Origin of the sequence: Vibrio sp. Isolate22, from assembly GCF_022398115.1 — a bacterium.
Classification (GTDB): Bacteria; Pseudomonadota; Gammaproteobacteria; order Enterobacterales; family Vibrionaceae; genus Vibrio.
The window spans coordinates 55,492-76,626 of record NZ_JAKEUW010000025.1 but is presented as its reverse complement, the minus strand read 5'-3'; the positions used below and the strand labels follow the sequence as shown (position 1 = coordinate 76,626).

Annotated in this window: 24 protein-coding genes; 11 read left to right on the top strand and 13 right to left on the bottom strand. The window is 44.0% G+C overall.

Annotated elements, in window-relative coordinates; genetic code table 11:
* Window positions 1–274 precede the first annotated feature (274 nt).
* Together L1D55_RS15340 and ppiC are read right to left on the bottom strand one after the other, a co-directional pair.
* Complete coding sequence (locus L1D55_RS15340) at window positions 275–1,510, bottom strand: membrane dipeptidase (protein WP_239918042.1); 1,236 nt, start codon at window positions 1,508–1,510, stop codon at window positions 275–277.
* A 279-nt stretch (window positions 1,511–1,789) separates the two neighbouring features.
* Window positions 1,790–2,080: a peptidylprolyl isomerase PpiC gene (gene ppiC, locus L1D55_RS15335; protein WP_080566519.1), complete on the bottom strand. Its 291-nt coding sequence runs from the start codon at window positions 2,078–2,080 to the stop codon at window positions 1,790–1,792.
* A gap of 201 nt (window positions 2,081–2,281) precedes the next feature.
* Between ppiC and L1D55_RS15330 the strand changes: the two genes are divergently transcribed.
* The gene (locus L1D55_RS15330) at window positions 2,282–3,196 is read left to right on the top strand and encodes a chemotaxis protein (protein WP_128164905.1); all 915 of its coding nucleotides are present in this window, start codon (window positions 2,282–2,284) and stop codon (window positions 3,194–3,196) included.
* Between the two features lie 90 nt (window positions 3,197–3,286).
* Here L1D55_RS15330 and L1D55_RS15325 read toward each other — a convergent pair whose 3' ends face one another.
* The 4 genes from L1D55_RS15325 to hutW all read right to left on the bottom strand — a co-directional run bounded on the left by L1D55_RS15325 (window position 3,287) and on the right by hutW (window position 6,679).
* A complete protein-coding gene (locus L1D55_RS15325; protein ID WP_239918041.1) occupies window positions 3,287–3,847 on the bottom strand; it encodes an ATP:cob(I)alamin adenosyltransferase in 561 nt (186 codons plus the stop codon).
* Between the two features lie 177 nt (window positions 3,848–4,024).
* Window positions 4,025–4,555 (bottom strand): heme utilization protein HutZ, encoded by a 531-nt coding sequence (gene hutZ / locus L1D55_RS15320; protein WP_004731858.1) that lies wholly within the window; start codon window positions 4,553–4,555, stop codon window positions 4,025–4,027.
* Window positions 4,556–4,696: 141 nt separating this feature from the next.
* Complete coding sequence (gene hutX / locus L1D55_RS15315) at window positions 4,697–5,212, bottom strand: heme utilization cystosolic carrier protein HutX (protein WP_239918040.1); 516 nt, start codon at window positions 5,210–5,212, stop codon at window positions 4,697–4,699.
* Window positions 5,213–5,269: 57 nt separating this feature from the next.
* Window positions 5,270–6,679: a heme anaerobic degradation radical SAM methyltransferase ChuW/HutW gene (hutW, locus tag L1D55_RS15310; RefSeq protein WP_239918039.1), complete on the bottom strand. Its 1,410-nt coding sequence runs from the start codon at window positions 6,677–6,679 to the stop codon at window positions 5,270–5,272.
* Window positions 6,680–6,840: 161 nt separating this feature from the next.
* On the opposite strand from hutW, the gene L1D55_RS15305 reads away from it, so the two are divergent.
* From L1D55_RS15305 to L1D55_RS15280, 6 genes are all read left to right on the top strand, one after another.
* The gene (locus tag L1D55_RS15305; RefSeq protein ID WP_239918038.1) at window positions 6,841–7,650 is read left to right on the top strand and encodes an energy transducer TonB; all 810 of its coding nucleotides are present in this window, start codon (window positions 6,841–6,843) and stop codon (window positions 7,648–7,650) included.
* Between the two features lie 2 nt (window positions 7,651–7,652).
* Window positions 7,653–8,354 carry a MotA/TolQ/ExbB proton channel family protein gene (locus tag L1D55_RS15300; protein ID WP_239918037.1) on the top strand — a complete coding sequence of 234 codons (702 nt, stop codon included), beginning with the start codon at window positions 7,653–7,655 and terminating at the stop codon, window positions 8,352–8,354.
* Window positions 8,351–8,764 (top strand): biopolymer transporter ExbD, encoded by a 414-nt coding sequence (locus tag L1D55_RS15295; protein ID WP_239918036.1) that lies wholly within the window; start codon window positions 8,351–8,353, stop codon window positions 8,762–8,764. The genes L1D55_RS15300 and L1D55_RS15295 overlap by 4 nt, the downstream gene beginning before the upstream one ends.
* 180 nt (window positions 8,765–8,944) lie before the next feature.
* Window positions 8,945–9,835, top strand: coding sequence for an ABC transporter substrate-binding protein (locus L1D55_RS15290; RefSeq protein ID WP_239918035.1), 891 nt, complete (start codon window positions 8,945–8,947; stop codon window positions 9,833–9,835).
* A 106-nt stretch (window positions 9,836–9,941) separates the two neighbouring features.
* Window positions 9,942–10,979, top strand: a complete 1,038-nt coding sequence (locus tag L1D55_RS15285) for an iron ABC transporter permease (RefSeq protein ID WP_239918034.1) — start codon at window positions 9,942–9,944, stop codon at window positions 10,977–10,979.
* On the top strand, window positions 10,979–11,761 hold the full coding sequence (locus L1D55_RS15280) for a heme ABC transporter ATP-binding protein (RefSeq protein ID WP_239918033.1): 783 nt from the start codon (window positions 10,979–10,981) through the stop codon (window positions 11,759–11,761). The genes L1D55_RS15285 and L1D55_RS15280 overlap by 1 nt, the downstream gene beginning before the upstream one ends.
* Before the next feature lie 380 nt (window positions 11,762–12,141).
* Here the strand turns inward: L1D55_RS15280 and L1D55_RS15275 are convergent, their stop codons facing one another.
* Window positions 12,142–12,603 (bottom strand): TetR/AcrR family transcriptional regulator, encoded by a 462-nt coding sequence (locus L1D55_RS15275; protein WP_061032208.1) that lies wholly within the window; start codon window positions 12,601–12,603, stop codon window positions 12,142–12,144.
* 548 nt (window positions 12,604–13,151) lie between these two features.
* On the opposite strand from L1D55_RS15275, the gene L1D55_RS15270 reads away from it, so the two are divergent.
* A complete protein-coding gene (locus L1D55_RS15270) occupies window positions 13,152–13,451 on the top strand; it encodes a YfcZ/YiiS family protein (RefSeq protein WP_239918032.1) in 300 nt (99 codons plus the stop codon).
* Between the two features lie 37 nt (window positions 13,452–13,488).
* Here the strand turns inward: L1D55_RS15270 and L1D55_RS15265 are convergent, their stop codons facing one another.
* Window positions 13,489–13,785, bottom strand: a complete 297-nt coding sequence (locus L1D55_RS15265; RefSeq protein ID WP_102425010.1) for a YnjH family protein — start codon at window positions 13,783–13,785, stop codon at window positions 13,489–13,491.
* Between the two features lie 122 nt (window positions 13,786–13,907).
* On the opposite strand from L1D55_RS15265, the gene L1D55_RS15260 reads away from it, so the two are divergent.
* The gene (locus L1D55_RS15260; RefSeq protein ID WP_239918031.1) at window positions 13,908–14,507 is read left to right on the top strand and encodes a hypothetical protein; all 600 of its coding nucleotides are present in this window, start codon (window positions 13,908–13,910) and stop codon (window positions 14,505–14,507) included.
* A gap of 108 nt (window positions 14,508–14,615) precedes the next feature.
* Here L1D55_RS15260 and L1D55_RS15255 read toward each other — a convergent pair whose 3' ends face one another.
* Entirely contained in the window at window positions 14,616–14,921 is a 306-nt protein-coding gene (locus L1D55_RS15255) for a transposase (RefSeq protein ID WP_239918030.1), read from the bottom strand.
* A gap of 175 nt (window positions 14,922–15,096) precedes the next feature.
* Window positions 15,097–16,203 carry a 1-acyl-sn-glycerol-3-phosphate acyltransferase gene (locus L1D55_RS15250; protein WP_004737749.1) on the bottom strand — a complete coding sequence of 369 codons (1,107 nt, stop codon included), beginning with the start codon at window positions 16,201–16,203 and terminating at the stop codon, window positions 15,097–15,099.
* A 175-nt stretch (window positions 16,204–16,378) separates the two neighbouring features.
* On the opposite strand from L1D55_RS15250, the gene L1D55_RS15245 reads away from it, so the two are divergent.
* Window positions 16,379–17,005, top strand: coding sequence for an AraC family transcriptional regulator (locus tag L1D55_RS15245; RefSeq protein ID WP_239918029.1), 627 nt, complete (start codon window positions 16,379–16,381; stop codon window positions 17,003–17,005).
* Window positions 17,006–17,156: 151 nt separating this feature from the next.
* On the opposite strand, the gene L1D55_RS15240 is transcribed toward L1D55_RS15245, so the two are convergent.
* Both L1D55_RS15240 and L1D55_RS15235 read right to left on the bottom strand, forming a co-directional pair.
* On the bottom strand, window positions 17,157–17,648 hold the full coding sequence (locus tag L1D55_RS15240) for a hypothetical protein (RefSeq protein WP_004737657.1): 492 nt from the start codon (window positions 17,646–17,648) through the stop codon (window positions 17,157–17,159).
* Window positions 17,649–17,670: 22 nt separating this feature from the next.
* Entirely contained in the window at window positions 17,671–18,192 is a 522-nt protein-coding gene (locus L1D55_RS15235) for a nicotinate-nicotinamide nucleotide adenylyltransferase (protein ID WP_239918028.1), read from the bottom strand.
* A gap of 109 nt (window positions 18,193–18,301) precedes the next feature.
* Between L1D55_RS15235 and nadE the strand changes: the two genes are divergently transcribed.
* Window positions 18,302–19,132, top strand: coding sequence for an ammonia-dependent NAD(+) synthetase (gene nadE, locus L1D55_RS15230; RefSeq protein ID WP_239918027.1), 831 nt, complete (start codon window positions 18,302–18,304; stop codon window positions 19,130–19,132).
* 85 nt (window positions 19,133–19,217) lie between these two features.
* Here the strand turns inward: nadE and L1D55_RS15225 are convergent, their stop codons facing one another.
* Window positions 19,218–21,074 (bottom strand): hybrid-cluster NAD(P)-dependent oxidoreductase, encoded by a 1,857-nt coding sequence (locus L1D55_RS15225; protein ID WP_239918026.1) that lies wholly within the window; start codon window positions 21,072–21,074, stop codon window positions 19,218–19,220.
* Window positions 21,075–21,135 lie beyond the last annotated feature (61 nt).

Here is a 21,135-nt window from a genome sequence, read left to right as displayed (position 1 = left end):
CATGGATAGCCTCGGCTCCAAGACCGCAAAGGCATTTAGCCTCAGAGTTAGGTTTAAGAGTCAGTGTAATAAGTGATGCTGTCTGGTGAGACTTTACTATTTTAAAGCCTTCCCAGAATGAAGATAGGAAAGTATGATTCGGCATGAAAACGGTAGTTTGTGTATGATTTTTGTTTGGCGACTAAACCATATCACTTACTACCGTTTTTGTTTTTAGTTCCCGCTAATCCGCGATGAACCAATAAAAAGACCCGCATTCAGCGGGCCATAGTCGTTAAGCTTTTGGTGTCCATGTTTGCTCATAAACTCGCATCAAGTTGCCACCGAACAATTTAGCAAGGTCTTCATTGGAATACCCCATCTCCCACAAAGCATCAACAACGCCTGCAATATGCTTAGATAACTCAGCACAGCCTGTTGCTCCTTTGTTGAACGCATCCACCATGTAACCGTTATCAGCGTATTTATCGGCATTAGCAACGGCGAAAGGAACTACTTTTGCTGTTGTCATCATGTCATCAGTCGCAATACCAACATGGTCAATATCAGCCACTTTTACCGCACCATCAATCATCTCTGCAAATTGCTTTGGAGTGATATCTTCTGGCCAAATACCGTCCATCATGAACTCAGTCGCGGTTACAGCAACCACACCGCCCATCTCTGCGACTGTCTCAGCCTGCTCATCAGAAATTAATCGGTAGCACGCAGATAAGCGGTAGTCTGGATGTTCTTTTTGTAGGTTCTTCTCTGCCATGCGTTGTTTCGTTTCGCTCAACGTTTCATGAGGCTCACAACCATAATTCGATGCAATCGGTGAGTGTGAATAGATAACAGGCACACCTTTGTGATGCTTTTGCATGTAGTCTGTTATGTCTTGTGTCGTATAGTGGGAGGTATGCGATAGATCGACAGTAATACCGTGTTTCACCATCTCATCAATCACCTCTTTACCAAACTCAGTTAGGCCCGATTTGTCACCGTTGATCATCGAGATAACACCAGAGCCCGTCAACTCAGTTTCGTTGTAGGTTAGCTGCATAGTTTTAATGCCATGTTCGGCCATCACTGCGACGTTAGATGCATCTCCTTCCAAAGGCATGGTTGTCTGGCTTGCCCACATGATCGCGTATTCGCCGTTTTCATGAGCGAGTTGGAAGTCCTCAACGTTCTCAACATATCGAATAGGTGTTTTCGCCGAAGATGAAGCTTGAGTCCACTTCGCATGCTCAGACTTAAACGCCAGCATATTTGGTGTGTGCGGTGCAGCAATCGTCACTGAAGCGCCAGTCACACCACGCTCATGTGCAAGGTCTATGTACTTAGCAACGTCAGAATCTGACGTGAAGCCTACTGCACTAGGCGACGCGTAGAAGTCCAATACGATGGTTTCTTTAGCAAACACCTGTGCTTCTGGTGAAGCAAATTCATGCCAATCTTTTGTCTCGATTGATGCATTAGCAACGGTAGATAGGGATGCAATTGTTGCTGCAAGAAGTAATTTTTTCATGACATAGCCTCTACATTATTTAGCAGTTAAGTGCTCAGTTGATGTAGAGAATGATAAAGCAGCCTGATATTCAAAATGTGCATTTCGCGACATGGCCGATTTGTATTTCGGTTTTGAATCGAATGACTTTAGGTATGGCTTGGCAGAATAAAGAAGGGGCGAGTTTTGAGTCAAAAGGAAGGAAGAGAAAGTGAGTTAAAGTTGAGGGTTTAACTCACTGATAACCAAATTTAAGACGCTAGCGAAACGTCTTAAAGTGTCTTGGCGGGTTCTTAGTGACTATGTTCTGTAAAGAACCTTAACCACGTGCCAGCCAAATTTCGTTTTAACAAGATGTGGGACCAGCGTCTCGCCAGAGAAGCAAACTTTATCAAACTGAGGCACCATCTGCCCTTTACGAAACTCACCTAAATCGCCACCCTTTTTACCAGATGGACACGTTGAGTACTTCTTCGCTAGCGTCTGAAACTTAGCGCCTTTTTTAAGCTGCTTGATGATGTCTTCTGCTTGTTCTTTGTGCTTCACCAAAATATGAAGCGCTGCTGCTGTTCTTGCCATGATAACTCTCAGTTTGTTGCAGTCTGCTTGCCGACTTATTTCATCGACAGCGAGTATTTAGCGTGATTTTAACCCAAGCGCTACCATTCTTCACTCAATAACCGAAAACAACCACCTTAAAGCCCCTAAAAACCGTATAGTTACTTGCCGCGGCTGATATTTACCTTTAAATTATTCTTTATAAATTAAGCGTATAGTAAACAGGAGCCACTTATGGCCAAACCGATAAGTAAAGCGAGTCAGTCACAGGGAATGTTGATGTTCAAGCTGTCCCTCACTCAAAGTTTTGCTATTGGCACGCTTAAGGTCAGGGAAATTGTCCCTTTTCAACCAATGACCCAAATCCCCTATTCTCATCACCATGTGATTGGCACAGTGACCATCCGCGAGCTCACTGTCCCTGTCATTGATATGTCTGCCGCGATAGGCTTTCGTCCGATCACTCCGGCTGAATACCAAGATTGTGTACTCATCGTGACGGACTGCTTGAGAACCGTAGTCGCATTTTTGGTTCGCTCAATCGATAAAATCATCGAATGTGATTGGAAGAGCATTGAATCACCACCAGCAAGCGTAGGACGAAATGTATTTGTGACAGGCATTACGCGCTTTGAAGATCGCATCGTACAGATGCTCGACGTAGAGTTGCTGCTCTCCAAGATCTACCCTGATTACGAGAACGCACAAATCCCTATGCTGACGGACGTTGAACGAGAGCGTCTAAAAGCACTGAATATCTTATTAGTAGATGACTCTTTGATTGCGCGTAAGCAGCTATCTGATGCTCTGGACAGCATCAACATTCCTTACAGTATTTGTAACAACGGATTAGATGCGATCGACCTAATGAGACGCCAAGCTAGCGTGGGTAATGCGGTCGACCTGTTAGTGAGCGATATTGAGATGCCAGGGCTCGATGGCTATGAGCTTGCGTTTGAAGTACAAAATGACAGCGCACTGAGCCATGCCTACTGTATTTTGCACACTTCACTATCGAGTGAGATCTGTGTGGATCGTGCTAATCAGGTGGGTGCCCATGAAGCACTTGAGAAATTCAATGCAGGTGAATTAATCGAAGCCATGCTGCGTGGCGCAAAAGTCTTAAACAACGCCTCTACGACCGCTTAAACGCTATCTTAAGAGCTAAACCATCATGCTTGATGGTTTAGCTTGGAAGCTTCTCAGACTTTCATCGATTAATCAGAACCGGACTAAACGTTAGTCTTTCTTTTTAGGCATAGAGCTTTTTGGCATAGAATAGCTCTTACTCAAAAACTCCACTTCCTCAACCTCATTGATATGATTGGTATAAGACGCCAAGGCATACAGAGTATTCGCGACTAAGTTAGCGTATTTAAAAAGAATCGGATCCGGCGACTTTTTACTTTCATGGTGCTCAATGCTCACCAAAGCGCGAACAACTTTCTTCGCCTGACAACGGCACAAATGAAGTTCACTCGATACTCGATGCCCGCCAGGCAAAACAAAACCTTTGAAGCCACCTTCTAGCTGCTCACGAATACGGTGGTAATCTTGCTTAAGCTCGACCAGTTCGGACTCAGAAATCGCTAGCTTGCCACGCACCGAGCCATTCAAGTGGTAGATGTTCGGCTGCAGGCGTTGCAGGATCTCACGAACTTGTGGTTCTAACTCTAGAGACAGCACCAATCCAATTCGGCAACAGAGTTCATCCGATAGAATCTCAAAATCACAGATAGGACTGTCTTCATAAATAAATGGATAACAGAACTCGTCCCAATCTCGACTTACTGGTTTCACGTGGCGATCCTTACACATAACTATTAATCAGACGCCAATATAGCAAACTCTTTAGCTGAGTCTGCTTTTATCATCTCACGGCACTCAATTTTTTGGTTTACCGATGAAATAGCAGAGACAATCAAACGAAAAAAGACCTCCGAAATGGAGGGCTTCTTAGTAATCCTTTAATTGAGATTACTCGTTCGATACTTTTTTGTGACCTTCTTGCAGGTGAACGAAGTCAACTAGGTCATCACCAGACACTTGGTACGCTTGACCAAAGCCTTTAACGAACAGGCCGTTCTCTGCTTTCAAGTTGAATAGAGAGAAATCTTGAAGCTGGCTCAAGCCATCAATGATTTCGCCAAAACGCTCTTGCATCTGGCCAATTACTTGAGTCCAAAGCTCTGTTTCACGCTCAACAACACTTGCTTGTGCATCAAACGTTAAACGCTTACGCGCGTAAAGCTGCTTTGAGCTCTCTTCATCTTCAATCATCATTAAAGAAACTTGTGGGTTCGCTTTCAAGTTACGAGCGTGACGAGCAATATCAGAAATTAGAACAAAGTAACCTTCTTGGTTTTGAACGAAAGGCGCGTAGCTCACGTTCGGGCGGCCCTCTTCATCAACCGTTGCCAGTTGAAGGGTACGACGCTCTTGGCGAAACTCTTTAATTTCTGGACCTAGGCGACCTTGTAGACGTTCTTGTTTTACTTGTTGTTCCATGGGTAATTCCTTACTTCGCTTTCTCTGATTTATTATGTTTGCTCGAGGTTGAGCGACCCTAGTGGCGATTTACAACGACCATTAATCTATGTGGTCCTCGAGCTTGAATGTTTTATTAACTGCTGCTGATTTTTCTTAAGCTTATTCTTTTAGTGCTTTGAAGCGTTCTACTTGGTCGGCGATAAGCTCACGCTTTTCATTGCGGCCTAAGTAAATCTTGAAAATGTTCTCACCCGTTTCACTGAAGAAACCAAAGTAATGGCTTTCACGCCCCATGAACGCTTTGCTCACCAAACCGATGTGTTTGATATTGTCTAACTTAAGGTGACCGTGAAGCTCGCCATCTTTACCCATCAAGTTGTAGTAACCACGCGCTACTTTACCTTTAGGGAATGGCGCCTTTACTTCAAAGATAGACCCAAATGAGTGCACGATCGTGGTCACTGGTCCCCAACCCACTAAGCCTTCCAAAATTTCTTGAGCACGGCTGCCATCTAGCATCACTGCCATGTCGTTTGGAAAAGCAGCGACGACTTCAACCTCTGAAACGCCAAGCTTCTCTGCAATAGCAGTTGGCAGCAGTTTTGGTTCTTCTTCTAGGATGTGTGCGACACGTTGCTCTAGAGTTTCTGTTACTTCTAATGTTGTATCTGTCATTGGATATATTTCCGTATAAACAAGTAATTACGTAAGTTAAATAATGAAAATTCGATATTAAGCGTGCTTCAAACTTGCGTGTGGATGAACACCCGATGCGGCTGCTTTCGGAGCTGGGTTCGCAGCCTGATACTCGGCGTTTAGCACTTGAATAACACTCTGAGCTAGGCTTACTGCCCAAAAGCTACCAGCGATAGTAAGACTCAGATAATCTTCTGAAAGCTCAACCAAACCATTCTGTTCCCAATGTTCGAATAGAGGTTTCAGGTAATCGAAGGTGTCTTGCCCCATAAAACTTGGAAGTGTGCTTCTTCTAACCACACCAGAATCAAAACCGGCCTTTAATGTGGAGAACGTAGGTTCCAAGGCACTCTGTTTAGTCATCATGGCTATTGGTAATCGCCCTTGCTTAATAGACTCCATGTAGCTGTCTAAAGTTCGATGTTGCATCACACCATGACCACCGATATTGCCACCAGCACCACAACCAATAGGCAAAACCTCGGCATAGGTTTTCGCTAAACTGTTGTAAATGCTGCGTTCACGGTTGTCGCGAGTCCAGTGATTGACGCTTAGCTGTTTAACCTTGTGCTTAGCCATGAACTCAACACCCGCTAAATACATGCTTGCTTTATCAGGCGTATTAGCCGGTGGTGGGATCTTCCCTTTCTCAACCAGATTAAGCATAGGAGCACTGCCCCCAACAATCAGTTGGTAAAGGTCAATACCGTGTGCTCCCGTCGACATGTAGTCTTCTAGGTCTTGTTGGAACACATCCATCGATTGGTACGGTAGGCCATACAACAAATCGAGAACGATCGGAGCTTGCTCAGTGCGGCTTAAAGAGCTGATACGTTCTAGAACCACTTCACGGTCATCTAAACGTTTCGCGCTGCGTCGTACTTTGGTATTGAAACTCTGAATACCAAATGAGAAACGGTTGAAGCCACCTTCAAGTGCACTATCAAACATGTCATCACCGAATCGGTTGATACGCCCTTCTAAGGTCATTTCAACATCATTGGCGAGTGGGAAGTGTTGGCGAATAGCCTTGCCTAATAGCTCGACTTGTTTAGGCGACAAATCGGTTGGAGTTCCCCCACCGATATAAACGGCATGAAACAACCCAGACTGTGCCCATGGTGTGTTGGCTTTTTGCTTGAGCTCGACCATCAATGCATCGAAATACTCGTCTACCAATTTGCGACTTGCCGCATTTTGGAAAAAATTACAGAAAGTACAACGCACGCGACAAAAAGGAATATGGATATACAAGCAACGCTTATCCTGTTTTTTCCCTTCACTCAGCATCAGTTCATCAAAGAGCTCCAACTTCTTGCTCGGATCAACCGGAATAGAGCTTCCTCCGGCGTGTGCAGAATGCTTTTTGGCAAACGCAAAACGAAGCGGATCAGGGCTAGAAACGCCCAAGATTGATTCGTCAAACTTATAAATATTAAGACTCATATAATCTCTCTAAACACTTACATAGCAAAGTCTGGAAGACTATTCGCTAAAAACTAAGAGAATCATAAATAGCCGCAAATGATAATGCAATTGATAATTGATCTTATTTAGATTCTAAGCAATAATCCGGTACAGAATTTAGATTTGGTAAAGGATTGAAAGTGAACGTTCCTAGGTATGTTATTGCAGGCGGTGCATCGTTAGTGATTCATGCGGCGCTATTATTTGTCGCTCAAGAATCCAAAGTATTTGCAATGCCTGCAGGTAGCCAATCGAACACGGTATCGATCAACTTCACTCCGAAGAGCACACCTTCTCAAGCTCAACAAAAAGCCGCCACAGAGCCCGTTGAACCAGAACCAATCAAAGAACCTGTTTCAAAGGTAGAGCCTAAACCAGTAGAGCCAAAAGCTGTTGAGCCAAGACAGGCTAAACCAACACCGAAGAAAAAGGCGATCACCAACAAGCCACAGCCAAAGAAAGTCGAAAAAAAGATTGTTGAAAAGAAGCCGGTTCAAAAAAAGCCAGTAGCTGAAAAGAAGGTCGTTAAGAAAGAGCGCCCTGAGCCAAAAGCAAAGTCAAAACCTACGCCACAGCCAGAAAAGTTAGCCGACAAGAAAGTCGATAAGAATATGAACGAGTCTGCCAACCAGCCTCAGGAAGTAAACCAAGGCCTATCAAACAAAGAGCCCGTATTAATCACGAAGCCATCATTTTCTTCTCGCCCTACACCGCCGAATTACCCTCGCCAAGCACGACGTCGTGGTATCGAGGGTGTAGCCACTTACGAGATCTGGCTAGACGCTGAAGGTAAACAAGTTAAACAAGCATTAGTAAATTCATCAGGCGCACTGATGCTCGACAACGCCGCATTAGAAGCCATTAAACAATGGAAGTTCTCACCTCACACTGTCAACGGCCGAGCAATCGCTCACCGTGTACAAATACCTGTTCGTTTTAGGTTGGATTAATCATGCAACAAATCAATTACTTACAAGATCAACTTGGCTTAATGACTTGGCCGCTTCTCATCTGTTCAGCACTCACGGCAATGATCATCGCTGAGCGAATCTTCCAAGTCATGCTCAGCATTGGTGTTGGCAAGCGTGCTATCCGCCGCGAGCTCAACCAAATTTCACCAACTAACAGCCAAGAAATCGAAGCACTTGCTCATTCAATTTCAGGCAAAAGACCTTTGCTCTACAAAGGTGTCTCTATGCTGCTCGCTCACCACTCATTTTCAAAAGGGTTACGTGAAGATGCTGCTGGTATTTGGCTTCAAGAAAAGCGCCACCAACTGCATGCAGGATTAAGACTGTTGGGGTTAATTGGTGTTATCAGCCCACTTATCGGCCTACTGGGTACAGTACTTGGTCTTATCGAGATGTTTAAAGGTGTTGCGGCGACAACAGGCAGCATCACACCCAATGATCTGGCAGATGGACTTGGTTTAGCGATGAGAACGACCGCTGCTGGCTTGATGATTGCTCTACCTGCTATTTCTGGTGCGCAACTGCTCGGGCTATGGGCGGACAGAGTGCTAGCGCAACTTGAACATACTTTGAATTACGTAAATGTGTGGCTAGAAGGCATGTCGATTCAAACGAACCAGTCTGGCGATGTAAATCATACGTCTGCAAACCAAGCCTCTGTGGGTGATGTGAGCCAAGCATGATTAAAACGCCAAACTCGTCCCATACGCAGAGCCTAACACCCGACTTAACGCCGCTGCTCGACATCATTTTTATCGTGATGGTTTTTCTACTGCTTACGGCTTCAGTAAAGCTGGAGTCACTTGAAGTTGACCTACCAAGTTCAGACGTCAAAAACGTTTTAGAGGTCCACAAAGATTCGATTAGCGTCAATATCTTAGACCATGAACCTTACTGGGCTATCAACGGGAAAGAGTACATTGACTGGGAAAACTTCAAGATCGCCTTGCTCGAAGAGACAGGCTCAATGGATAAAAAGCCAATCATTATCGGGGCCGATAAAGCTGCCAACGTTGAGAACTTAGTGAAGCTTCTGTCTTTCCTTCAAGAAAACGGAATTCCTGCGACTCAGTTGCTCACTGACGATGGCTAGAGCTACTCGATAACTAGAAAACACGACAGTTAGAACAAACCAATATTCAGAGGGCTTGGTCCTTGGTTACTAAGACCAAACAGCCGGAACCGAGCCTCTCTATTGATTAGAACTCACAATGCGAACGGACTGCTCACTGAGAATCTTCGCGATACAAAAAGAAAGTATAAAGACATTATTATGAACAATTTAAACGTGCTCAATAAACTAAAGACCAAGACTTCTCTCTTTTCATTGGCAGCAATGAGCTTGGCTCTTAGTGCACCAACCGCAATGGCTAACGACATTGAACAACCGCGAATCATCAGTGCTGGCAGCGCCGTTACAGAATTGGTTTTAGCGCTTGGCGCAGAAGAACAATTGGTTGGCATTGATGTAACCAGTCGTTTCCCTCAATCTGAAAAACTGCCTAAGATCGGCTACCACAGAAACCTATCTGCTGAAGGTTTGCTTGCTCTAGAGCCAACCACACTGATTGGTTCTGATGAGATGGGACCAGACAACGCAATCTCTCAACTGAAATCTGCGGGCGTCGATGTCGAAATCGTGAACACTGAGGCTAACGTTGAAGGACTATTAAAGCGTATCGACCAAATCGCAAAGATCACACGTACCGAAGATCACTCACAGCAAGTTAAAGCCGATGTGAATCAAAAGATTGCAGCACTTAAAGCCAATCAAGTACCAAATAACCAAGCCAAGAAAGTACTGTTCCTATTGCTACACGAAGGTCGTCCTGCCAACGTAGCGGGTGGTGAAACGTCACCAAATGCAATCATTGAATTGGCTGGCGGTATCAACCCAGCAGCTCAAAGCCTTACATCTTACAAACCATTATCAATAGAATCGCTTGTCGAGATGCAACCTGATGTCATTTTAGTGAGTGGTCGCAGTTACCAAAAAATGGGCGGCGCTGATGCGATTCTTAAATCATTACCTATGTTAGCGGCAACCCCTGCAGGTATGAACAAACAAATCATCACTGTAAATGGCAGCGCTTTAGTGGGCGGACTTGGTCTGGAAAGCCTTTCAGAAGCGAAGCGACTAAACGCACTTATCTATCCGCTATAACTCGACTACCTATTCCAACTATTGCTATAGCCTAGCTCCATCACCAACCCTTCAGAACTATGTTGGTGATGAGCTTTCTGGCTAGCAATAGACATAGAGGCCCTTTATGTTGCTACGATCCGTCCCCCTAAAAACAATGATGTTAGGCCTAGGTGCAACCCTAGCCTTTGTCGCGCTGTACTCAATCACTGTTGGGCCAATGAATATTAGTTTAATGGACAGCGCAACGAGCTTAATTCGTCCAAACAATGACTTAGCGCCTCACATCAATTTAGTCATTCAAGAAATACGACTGCCTAGAACCATACTATGCATTCTAATTGGTGCCATTCTCGCACTATGCGGTGCCGTCATGCAGGGGCTATTCCGTAACCCACTCGCTGAGCCTGGTATCATTGGCGTATCTGCCGGTGCGGCCTTGGGAGCAGCACTAGCTATCGTTCTGTTCTCTGAGCTTTCGCTTCAATATCCGGCATTCATGAACTTTGCCGCAGTACCTGTATTTGCTTTTTTGGGCGGTGCTTTAACCACCCTGTTGGTTTACAAACTTGGTACTGGAAAATTCGGAACCTCAGTAACTATCATGCTGTTAGCGGGTGTCGCAATCAGCGCACTTTCAGGTGCAGGGATAGGCTTCTTAAACTTCATCGCTGATGATCAAATGCTGCGTGACCTTTCGCTATGGTCGATGGGCTCATTAGCTGGCGCTAAATGGTCAGGGATTATACTTGCTGCAATTACGCTCGTTGGACTGTTCATCGTTTTCTACCGACAAGCGATGTCTCTGAATGCCCTACTCCTAGGTGAATCAGAAGCTCAACACCTGGGTATTCCAGTTCAAAAACTGAAACGACAACTGATTCTACTGACGGCAGCAGGTGTTGGTATCACGGTAAGCCTATCTGGCATGATTGGTTTTATCGGACTGGTTATCCCACATTTAGGTCGCATGCTGGCAGGTCCTGATCACCGAGTCCTGTTACCTTTATCAGCGGTACTAGGCGCTCTACTGTTAACAGCAGCAGACATGTTCTCACGCGTTGCTCTTGCCCCAGCAGAGCTACCAGTAGGGATTGTCACTGCGATTATTGGCGCGCCCTTCTTCTTGTACCTACTATTCCAACAGAAAGGGAGAATCCTTTAATGTTTCCTGCGGCACTAAAAGCGACCGATATTGAAGTAAAGTTCGGCAGTAAAAAGATACTAGATAGTGTATCCATAGAGATTGAAGCAGGAAAAGTAACCACGCTGCTTGGTCCAAATGGAGCCGGCAAAAGCACACTGCTCAAAGCCTTGTGCCAAGAGATATCAAGTATCGGCGACATTCAATATTTTGGGCATGCTAAAGACAAATGGCCTTCACACAAGTTGGCAAAACATTTGGCTATGCTTCCTCAACACAGTACCTTGACCTTCCCATTTCTGGCGCACGAAGTTGTCGAGCTTGGTGGCATTCCACTGCAAGAGTCAAACAAAACACTGACCAACATCGCGAACCAAAAGATGAACATCGCCGATGTATCCCACTTAGGAGAGAGGCTTTACCCTTCTCTGTCTGGCGGTGAAAAGCAGAGAGTTCACTTGGCTCGAGTACTCACTCAGCTCCACCACTCTGGCGATCAATGCATCTTAATGCTTGATGAACCTACCTCTGCATTGGATCTTGCCCACCAGCACAACACGCTAAAGATCGCGAGAGAACTTGCAGACAATCATAATGCAGCCGTTATCGTGGTGTTGCACGACCTAAACTTAGCCGCTCAGTATTCAGACCGATTGGTGGTATTGAAAGATGGCAACCTAGTGTGCGATGGCAGCCCTTGGGAAGCGCTCAAGCCGTCAATGATTGAGGATGTTTATGGGTATAAAAGCATCGTAGAAAAGCACCCTACGATGAGCTTTCCTCAGGTACACCCAGCACAATAAACTCGATTTAGATCCTGCTCATTTTGAGCACCCTCTACTAATAACAATTAAGCCACTATAAACCTCTATTTTATAGAGGTTTATAGTGGCTCATAGCCTCTCTCTCGCCTTAAACTCAATTTTATTAGCAACCATAGCAATGAACACCAAAACGCCTCACTAAGAGCGCTTGAGGCTCTATAAGTGAACATTATCAATTAGGGTTACTTAGCTTTTCACAGGAAGAGCATGAATGTAAGCGGTTAAAAAGAAAAGAAATAACGCCCATGGATACAAAAAATCAGATAAAGAAAGCGCGGTGAGTACGATGGAAAAAGAACAAGGGTACAAACGATAGGCACAAAAAAGCTCCCTTAGGAGCTTCTTTCAGAGTGTGTTGATTATTGGCTCATACGAATCAATGATTTACCAATCAACCACTCAAGTTCTTTACCGCTTGTATCGCCAAACTGAGTCTCGGTCAGCTTGTAAAGGCGATCAATACCGTTCGCCGCAAATTCGTGCGCGCTTTCAGCAGTAACGATATGATGGAAAAGTAAACGTAAGATTGCTAGGAACTCAGCGTCTTCAAGCGCTTTAACCCAGCTAGCTGAAAATGCATCAAGACCATTTTCGAAATCAATGTGCTCCATGAACATCTTAAAGATTCGACCGTCTAGAGCAGCTGTGAAATCTGTTTTCTTTGGAAAGTGGTGGCTTATACCTGTACGAGAAACGCCCGTTTGCTGACTCAACGTCGTGTATGACATCTTGTCGTAACCCAACCTTAGTAACTGGTCTACAACGGCATCCATGATCTTCTGGATTGTGATTTCTGTATCTTCTTTACTACGCTTTGGCATATTCAGGCTCTTCTCTTTGTAAATCCATCTAACTCAATCAAATGAAGTCAGAATGAAAATTGTTATCAGCATTATGTGAGCAAGGCATTTTTTCGCAAGTATTTCCATTAAAATACCCGCCAGTACTTCGCATAAACAACTTTACAGTGCTGCCTCTTTGGGCACTTTGGGCACTTTGGGCACTTTGTCTAATTATTCTTCGAAAGTAACCTTACCGCTCTAAGTGGTTAATCTAAAATAACTACTTAGAATATCAAATACCCAACAATAAATTCATTGTATAAATACCTATCAAGCAATAGATAGTCTTATAAAATTAGTCACGACGCAACTAACTGAATGATATTCTAACAAATTAATGACACTGCTTTTCAACAAAACATGAGATAGATCACATACATATTTGTCGGCGCGAATGTACATATTCATTTAATCCCACAACAAACAACATAGCATACCAGTGCGAATTAGTTCAAAGATTTTAATTTTTGTAGATACAGTTCAAATTGCTCGTTAGAATAACCGCAGATTTTGTAAGAGGATTATTTATGAGCCAAGATATGGGTAACAACGACGTATGTGAAGCTTGCGGCTGTGCAGGCGAAATCGGGTTCATCATTAAAGAAGGTGACGATGTTGCTGAAGTAACTGTATACGGCAACTCGAAAGCACTAATTGAAGCTGAATTTACAAAGTACGTAGAGCTAGCAAAGCAAGTGTCTAGCAATGTTGAGTATGAAGCGTCAGAAATGACCGAAGAAAGTACTGAACTGCATGCACGCTTCAAGTTCGAAGTAAGCGCAGAAAAGATTATTTTCGAACTTAAGACTCGCTCTCTAGCGCGTTAATATAAGCATTTATGCTCTTATATAAAGACGAGTTAAATTACTCGTCTTTTTTTATTTGTATCCAAGCAAGTGCGCCATTCGTTTCAAAATCGTTTTCCGCAGCACATTGAATCACAACACCAGAGACTTCGAGTACCGCTCCAATGCTGTATGCCTTGTCATCGTAATAACAAACTCGTTGCTGTTGACCACTTTGAGTAACCACCACCGCAGCTTTCCCCGGTGTTGAAATTACTTTGTTCGCACTAGCAGGCATTGAGCAAAACATTGCACTTGCTACCAAGACGCTCTTAACTATTTGTATATTTACTCTAGTCATCCATTTACCTGCCATTGTCGTTTCATTTCTGATTAGCCAAACGATTTCTATTTTATCTACCGCCAAATGGGTAAAACACTATGCGAGAATAATTTTTCCATTATAGTGTTAGCGTCTATCGTAATAAGAAGCCTGTTATGCTCAGAATAATTGCACTTATTATTGGTTCTTTAACCATAACAAATGTCAGTGCAGAACCAATCGATCACTATCAAATATTGAACCATCTGGACAATTACGGAAACTTAAATCTCCGAAATAAGCCTTACACAGCACTTCCAACCGGTTTAGTGGTCGATGGTAATCTTAATATCGAAAACACCCCGATCACACGTTTGCCTAAAGGGTTAGATGTTAACGGCAGCCTAAAGGCTTCTAATAGTCAGCTAACCAGAGTAGCAAGTGGTGTAAAAATCAAAGGTTACGCCGACTTCGTGGGTAGCAAAATCACTAGCTGGCCAAAGGGTGTAAGAGTCGGCGGGTTCATTAACTTCACTGACACCCCACTGCAAAGGCTGCCCAACGGCTTGCGAGTGAGAGGCGACCTCAGTGTGATGCGCACCCCTTTAACCGAACTGCCAAATGGCATTGTGATTGATGGTGACCTATATGTCGGCGGCTCAGCAATTACTGCATTCCCAGAGACAATGACGGTAAAAGGCAATATCTATTTAGGTGGTAACACCGTCACGACTTGGCCAACAAATTTGGAACTAGGCGGTGCTGTGGCGCGCTAGCCTTGCCTGTGGCTTTGCCTCTTTCCATCAAAAGTATAAGCAGAAAAGTAAATTACCACCTTCTAAAGAAGGTGGCTTTGTGTGAGCCCCCTAAAAGGGGGCCTTTGTTTAGTCCAACGCCAGTTGCTGCTGCTCCACGCGCTCTTTTTTCTCTTGATGTCTTACATAGCGTCGAATGATTTCTTCATTAACCCCTACGCTATCGACAAAATAGCCCCTTTGCCAAAAGTGGTTACCCCAGAGTTTGTTTCTCCTTAAATATGGAAATTTACTAAAGAGTTTTAAAGCTANTATACATCGATAAACTTCTTTACCTACATTGTTTTTCAAAATCCTAAATCGATACTTTGGTGTCCACACTATGTGATATTGACATCTCCAAAATACGTGGGAAGCTTGATTATATCTGCTCATGTTATTTGTCCTCTTTGACTTCGCTAAAAATCAAGGGAGCATTTAACATGGGTAGAACTACAGGCAAAGCCAAACTGAATGATAACCACCTACTGAAGTAGGTGGTTTAGGGCTGAAAACAAAAAAAGGAGCTCTAGGCTCCTTTTTCAATTCAATCAATTAAGCGAAATATTCGCTAACCAATGTTCTTCACTGGGTTCGCATAGCTGTCGATCAAGTACTGACGTGCACCTTTTGGTAACGTCGCTAACTTATCTTCGAACTCTTTCTTAACCGTAGCAGTGATCGAGTCATCTTCTTTCTCTGCGGCTAGTAGATTTACTGGGAACAGTTTGTAGTTATCATGGATCTGGCGATCAATCTCTTCAGCCAATGCTTCTGGAGTCTCAAAGTCTTGATCGATAACCTGACCAAAACCAACGTGAATGCGGCCTTTGTTGCCCACAATACCTTGGATAATGCTCTCAATATCTTCAAATTCGCCTTTTTCGTAGCTGCCGTTTACATCTTTTTCAAACAACTCGATCGCTTTAGCCGTATCACAAGGGTCATTTTCATATGAGATAGCAACAGGAACAATCTTCAGTGACTTCACGTATTCAGGGAATGCCACCTTCTGCTTGCGTCCTTCAACATGGAACATTTTAAGGATTGCAGGATCAGTGAAGTCATTACCGTCTTTTGCACGGCCTTCTTTCTGAGCGATCCAGATAGAGTTGCCGGTATCTAAAGAGTGCTTAATGTAAGAAGAGAGCTGGCCTAACGCTTTCATCATTTCACGCGGCCCTTTAAGAGAGCGCTTAACGATAAAGCTCTTATTCAAGCGCATCAGTTCTGTCGCACACGGTTTCTTCAGAAGGTTATCACCAATCGCAATGCGACAAGTTTGGTGATTTTGTTGATGCAGTGCGTAGTTCACCAACGCCGGATCCATAGCAATGTCACGATGGTTTGATACAAACAAGTATGCTTGATTCACATCCAATGACTCTAAGCCAGTGTACGTCACACCGTTTGTAGTGTTCGCTAGCGTGTCACGTAAGTACTTTTTCACTTCAATTTGAATGGATTCAACGCTAGTCAGCTTGCTCCACTTCATTTTTAAGTAAACACGCAGAATTGGGCTCATTAATGCTTGGAACCAAGCTGCATGATTCGAAAAACGGTAGTTCAGAATCGCACTGATGAATTCTTCATCATTAATAAGACGGTTTAGTGCCGCTGGAATTTCATCATCGCCGTAAGGACGAATATCAACATATGGATCGGTTGGAGAGGTCATTTTTTCATTCATATAATAAAAAGCTGGCTCATTCTACGCGTTGTTTTGACTTCTCGCAGCTACAGAGCCCATACTTTTGACAAGGTCAGACCAGAAACAGTGAAAATAGCCTGTTATTGTTGGCATTCTTTGAGATTAACGGTAATCTTGACGCCCCAAAATTAAGGTACTATCTATGAACTTCGCTATTGAATATACATCGGCTTACTTTTCACACCTGGTGATCACACCACGCAAGAAAGTACTAAAACATAGCCTTGTATCGGTTCAAAGTGGCTTGGTTTTGATCAAACTGGGTAAGCAAGAGTACGCCGTTGAACCAGGCCAAAGCGTTTGGGTTCCATTTGACTGCTTAACTTCGTTGACTTACTTCCCTAACACTCAAGTTAGCCGTATCGATTTCTCTGTTCGACTGACAGATGCTTTCCCACGCCAAGCAGGTTACATCACACAAACTAACCTCTCTTTGGCGTTGCTAGAGAAGCTAGAGCTTACTCACGGCCGAGCTTCAGGTGCTAACAATACCGAGCAAGCGTGCAAAGACATGCTTTCTGTACTCAAGCAAGAAGTGTTGGCATTCAAACCACTGCTTTGTGAAAGTGCGTTGTCTCAACGATTCAATCAGTGGAACATTGATGACTCTAACCTGCCACAAGAGCACACCTTAGTGATGGTAATGCGCGAGGCGAAGAAGCGCATGCAATCAGGCCAGAAACGTGCTGCTGTGATCGATGATCTATTCTCAGGTAAAGAAGAAGAGTTTGAACAACTGTGTATGCTGGTGTTTGGTGACGACCTATAGTCGCTAATAAGACCTATTGTCGCTGATAAAAGCCAAAATTTAGATACTAAAAAGCCGCAAAAACTGAGTTTCTGCGGCTTTTTTAATTCTTAGTACTAATTCAGGATAAATAAAAGCTAGATTAACAATCTTATATAGCGATCATGTTCGTCTAAAACGGTAACTCGACTTGCATCATTAAATCGGCATCTCTTGAATCGTGCCAACGATAATCAAAGCGCATACGAGGTTGCCCTTCTACTTTCTCACCGAAGCCAATGCTCAATTGCAAACCATGATTCAAAAGCCACTCTTCAGTAGACATATCATACTGCTCGTCTTCTAAGTCTTCAGGGAACCACATTCCCAATCCAACATAGTTAGACTCGAGGCTTTGCGTTAACAGTGGCGTATCCTTGGTTTGAAGTACCCAGTCAGACCAATAGTCAGGTGTGCTCTCGGCTTCTTCTTCACTCATACCAGTGATTTCTAGCATGCGCTGACCGAAAGACTCGATGCTCGTAGAAAAATCTAGACAGCTATTTTCATCATCAGAAGCCAGCATGATTGAGTCTAAGCTAAAAAAGTCACATTCAGCCTGTGCAGGTAAACTGCATGCTGCAATGATCATCGTCGCCGGTATCGCGCGCTTTAGCATAGTCATCAGACCTCTTGAATTAGTGAATCTACATTATTGTATACAGTCCACTATCTTGCAACATCTTTGTAACTGACTTTGTACTCAGTTTTGATACATCGCTTCCACTTATCAATGCATTACGAATGTCTGTGCTGCGGATCTTCACCTTCTCCGGGCAAGCCATTACAGACCATCGCTCGGTAATCTCATCTGATTTATAGAAAGATGAGAACTTGAAGAAGTTGTCCGGCCCGATAACAAACGTGAGTTCAGCGTCACCATGTAACTTTTGTAATTCACTGAGTACCGCATAAGTTGTCACACTTTCACCGGGCGTGAACAAACTCTTTTCGATCAATGATAGTTCAACTTGATCCAATGAAAGATCACTAATAAATGCGTTAACTAACTGACATCTCGTATCAAAGTCTAGCATCTCTTTTCCCCAAGCATGGGCAATACTTGGTACAAGAAGAATCTTGTCGAAATAAGCCAGTGAGTCAATCACACTTTTATGCCCTAAGCTCGGCGGATTAAACGCACTACCGAAAATGGCTATTTTTTCCATTATTAATTGCTGCCTTCTCTTTCTAAGCTTGTGCAAAGAGGTTTTTAAATCGAATGATTTAGGTATGATAACACTAGATTTTTAATTTGCTTGCAGGAAAGGAATACGAATGGAACAGTTAATTCGTGACGAAATGCGCGTACTACCTTCAATTGACCCTCACTTCGAAGTGACTCGTCGTGTGGACTTTATCAAAACGAAACTTCAGCAGTCTGGCTGTAAGTCCCTGATTCTTGGTATCAGTGGTGGTGTAGACTCGACTACTTGTGGTCGTCTAGCACAACTGGCAGTTGACAGCTTGAATGAAAGCACAGGTAGCAACGACTACCAATTCATCGCAGTTCGCCTACCTTACGGTGAGCAAAAAGATGAAGATGAAGCACAACTTGCTCTCTCTTTTATCCAGCCTTCTCAATCAGTTTCTGTAAACATTAAAGCGGGTGTTGATGGACTTCACGCGGCTTCTCACGTTGCACTTGAAGGAACGGGCCTACTACCAACAGACTCGGCAAAAATCGACTTTGTAAAAGGTAACGTAAAAGCTCGAGCTCGTATGATCGCACAATACGAAATCGCAGGTTACGTTGGTGGTCTTGTGATTGGTACCGATCACTCAGCAGAAAACATCACTGGTTTTTACACTAAACACGGTGACGGTGCCTGTGATTTAGCGCCTCTATTTGGCCTAAACAAACGTCAAGTTCGTGAGCTTGCGGCAACACTAGGTGCGCCAGAGCAGCTAGTTAAGAAGATGCCAACTGCTGATCTAGAAGAGCTTGATCCACAGAAAGCTGACGAAGCAGCGCTAAACTTAACTTACGATCAAATCGATGATTTCCTTGAAGGTAAAGAAGTACCTCAAGACGTATCAGACCGCTTAGTGAGCATCTACAAAGCAACACAACACAAGCGTCAACCAATTCCAACAATCTATGATTAATGCTTTAAGTTAATCTCAATTAAAGAGGCCGGAAGTTCAGCTTCCGGCCTTTTCTATTTTATGAAGGGAGTGACTTAATTAGCCATTAATCCACAACTTCGATATCGGTTTGAGGCACACTGCAACATGCTAAAATCTGGCCCATGTTACGTTCGTGCTCCTGCAGCGCTGGTACATCCGGTTGGTGGACTTGCCCAGACTCAAGGGTCACTTTACAAGCACCACAAAAACCCGCTCGACAGCTTGATGCAATAGATACACCCGCCGACTCAGCTTGCTCTAGTAAGGTAGACTGGTTATTGCCTTCGAATAGATAGCCATTAACACTTAGCTGTAGCTGCTTAACTGTCTCTTCCGTTGGTTGTGCGACACCAAATGCTTCTTGATGATAGTGCTGAGGATTCAAGCCCATTTGAATCAGTAGTTTCTTTGCATTATCCATAAAGCCATCAGGACCACACACAAAAGCTTGGCGTTTATGAAGCGCTTCAATTTTGGCGACATGCGACACGCTCAAACGACCAGACAAACCATTCCACTCTTTCGCTGGTTGGCTCAATGAATAAATCACACGTAAGCCTTTGTGCTCTTTGGCGATCTGGTCAATCTCAGCTTGATAAGGAATATCTTCTTCGCTGCTGCATTGATGATAGAAAACCACATCATTAATTTGATCATGGTCTGCCAAATAACGAAGCATCGACAACATAGGCGTGATACCGCTACCCGCAGAAAGCAATAATAATGGGTGCGTTGGGTTCTCTTCTAAGTAGAAAGCACCATCAGGGTTTTGCGCGACTAAGGTATCGCCAACTTGGAAATTATCGTTCAACCAGTTGGAGATCTGGCCATCATTCACGCGCTTCACTGAAATCGCTAAACGACCCGCGCGAGATGGGCTTGAAGATAGCGTATAACGACGAGACACTTTTTCACCATCAATAACCATTTCAATCGGCAGATGCTGACCTGGTTGGTAACTTGGTAAAGAGTGGTTCTCTTTCGCTGGCTCTAACCAAAATGTCGTAAAGTCTCGAGCGATCTCTTCACGCTCGACGCAAGTTAAATGCAACGACTCTACCCATGTGTCTTCGTAATGTTCTTTTTCTTTAGTTTCGAGTACTTCAACCACATCACCCGCTCTGACTAAACCTTCGTTCTTAGCGACTAGGTTCTGACCAAAGAACACACCACCACGATCATTGGCTCTGAATTTAGAGAAGGTATTCAGTGGCTCTTTTGTCGCTCTTAACTCACCACTGTTAACATCCACAGTAGTTAGAATACAACGTTCGCAAGGCTTCACCGCCTCGAACTCAACCTCACCAATTCGAATGCGCTTCCAACCATCTTCAGCAAACGCTTCAGTGTTTGAGACCACGAAGTTGGTGCGGAACTGATCCATGGAATGCGTTTCAGGGCTGCGGCGATTCAACTCATCAAGCGAAGCTTGGCTGATGACCAACATCGGGTAACCGTCGGCAAAACTCACGTTATGACCCAACTTTTCACGAACACGATTCGATTGTTCACCAGAGAAAAGCAGCTCTACACGGACACCCAATACATCACTAAACCAGTCATCAGCTTCATCACTCGTTGTGTAGGCCGTGAAGCTGTCTTTCCACACTGTTGCTGGCGCTTCTTGCATCTTAAAGTTCGCATACTTAAGGCGCAGTGGCTCTTTGCCTTCGTAAGTAAAAATCAAGCCATCTGGCAGTAAGCTGGAAGACACTTTAACCATTTTAGGATATTTACGCGCCGTAACCATTGAGCCGTCAGCCAATGCCAGCATGAAACGTCTGTCAAAAGTGAGACCTTGTTTTTCAACCCAAGCAGAAGAAAGCGCAATGCCGCCCACTGATTTAACCGGAAACACATTGATTTGAGATAAGGAAGGAGCTTGCTCTGAAGCCTTTCGATCTAGAGGTGACTGCGACATAACGATTCCAATGTTTTGTAGTTTGTCCCAATGCTAACAAATGGTTATAAATAGATAAACT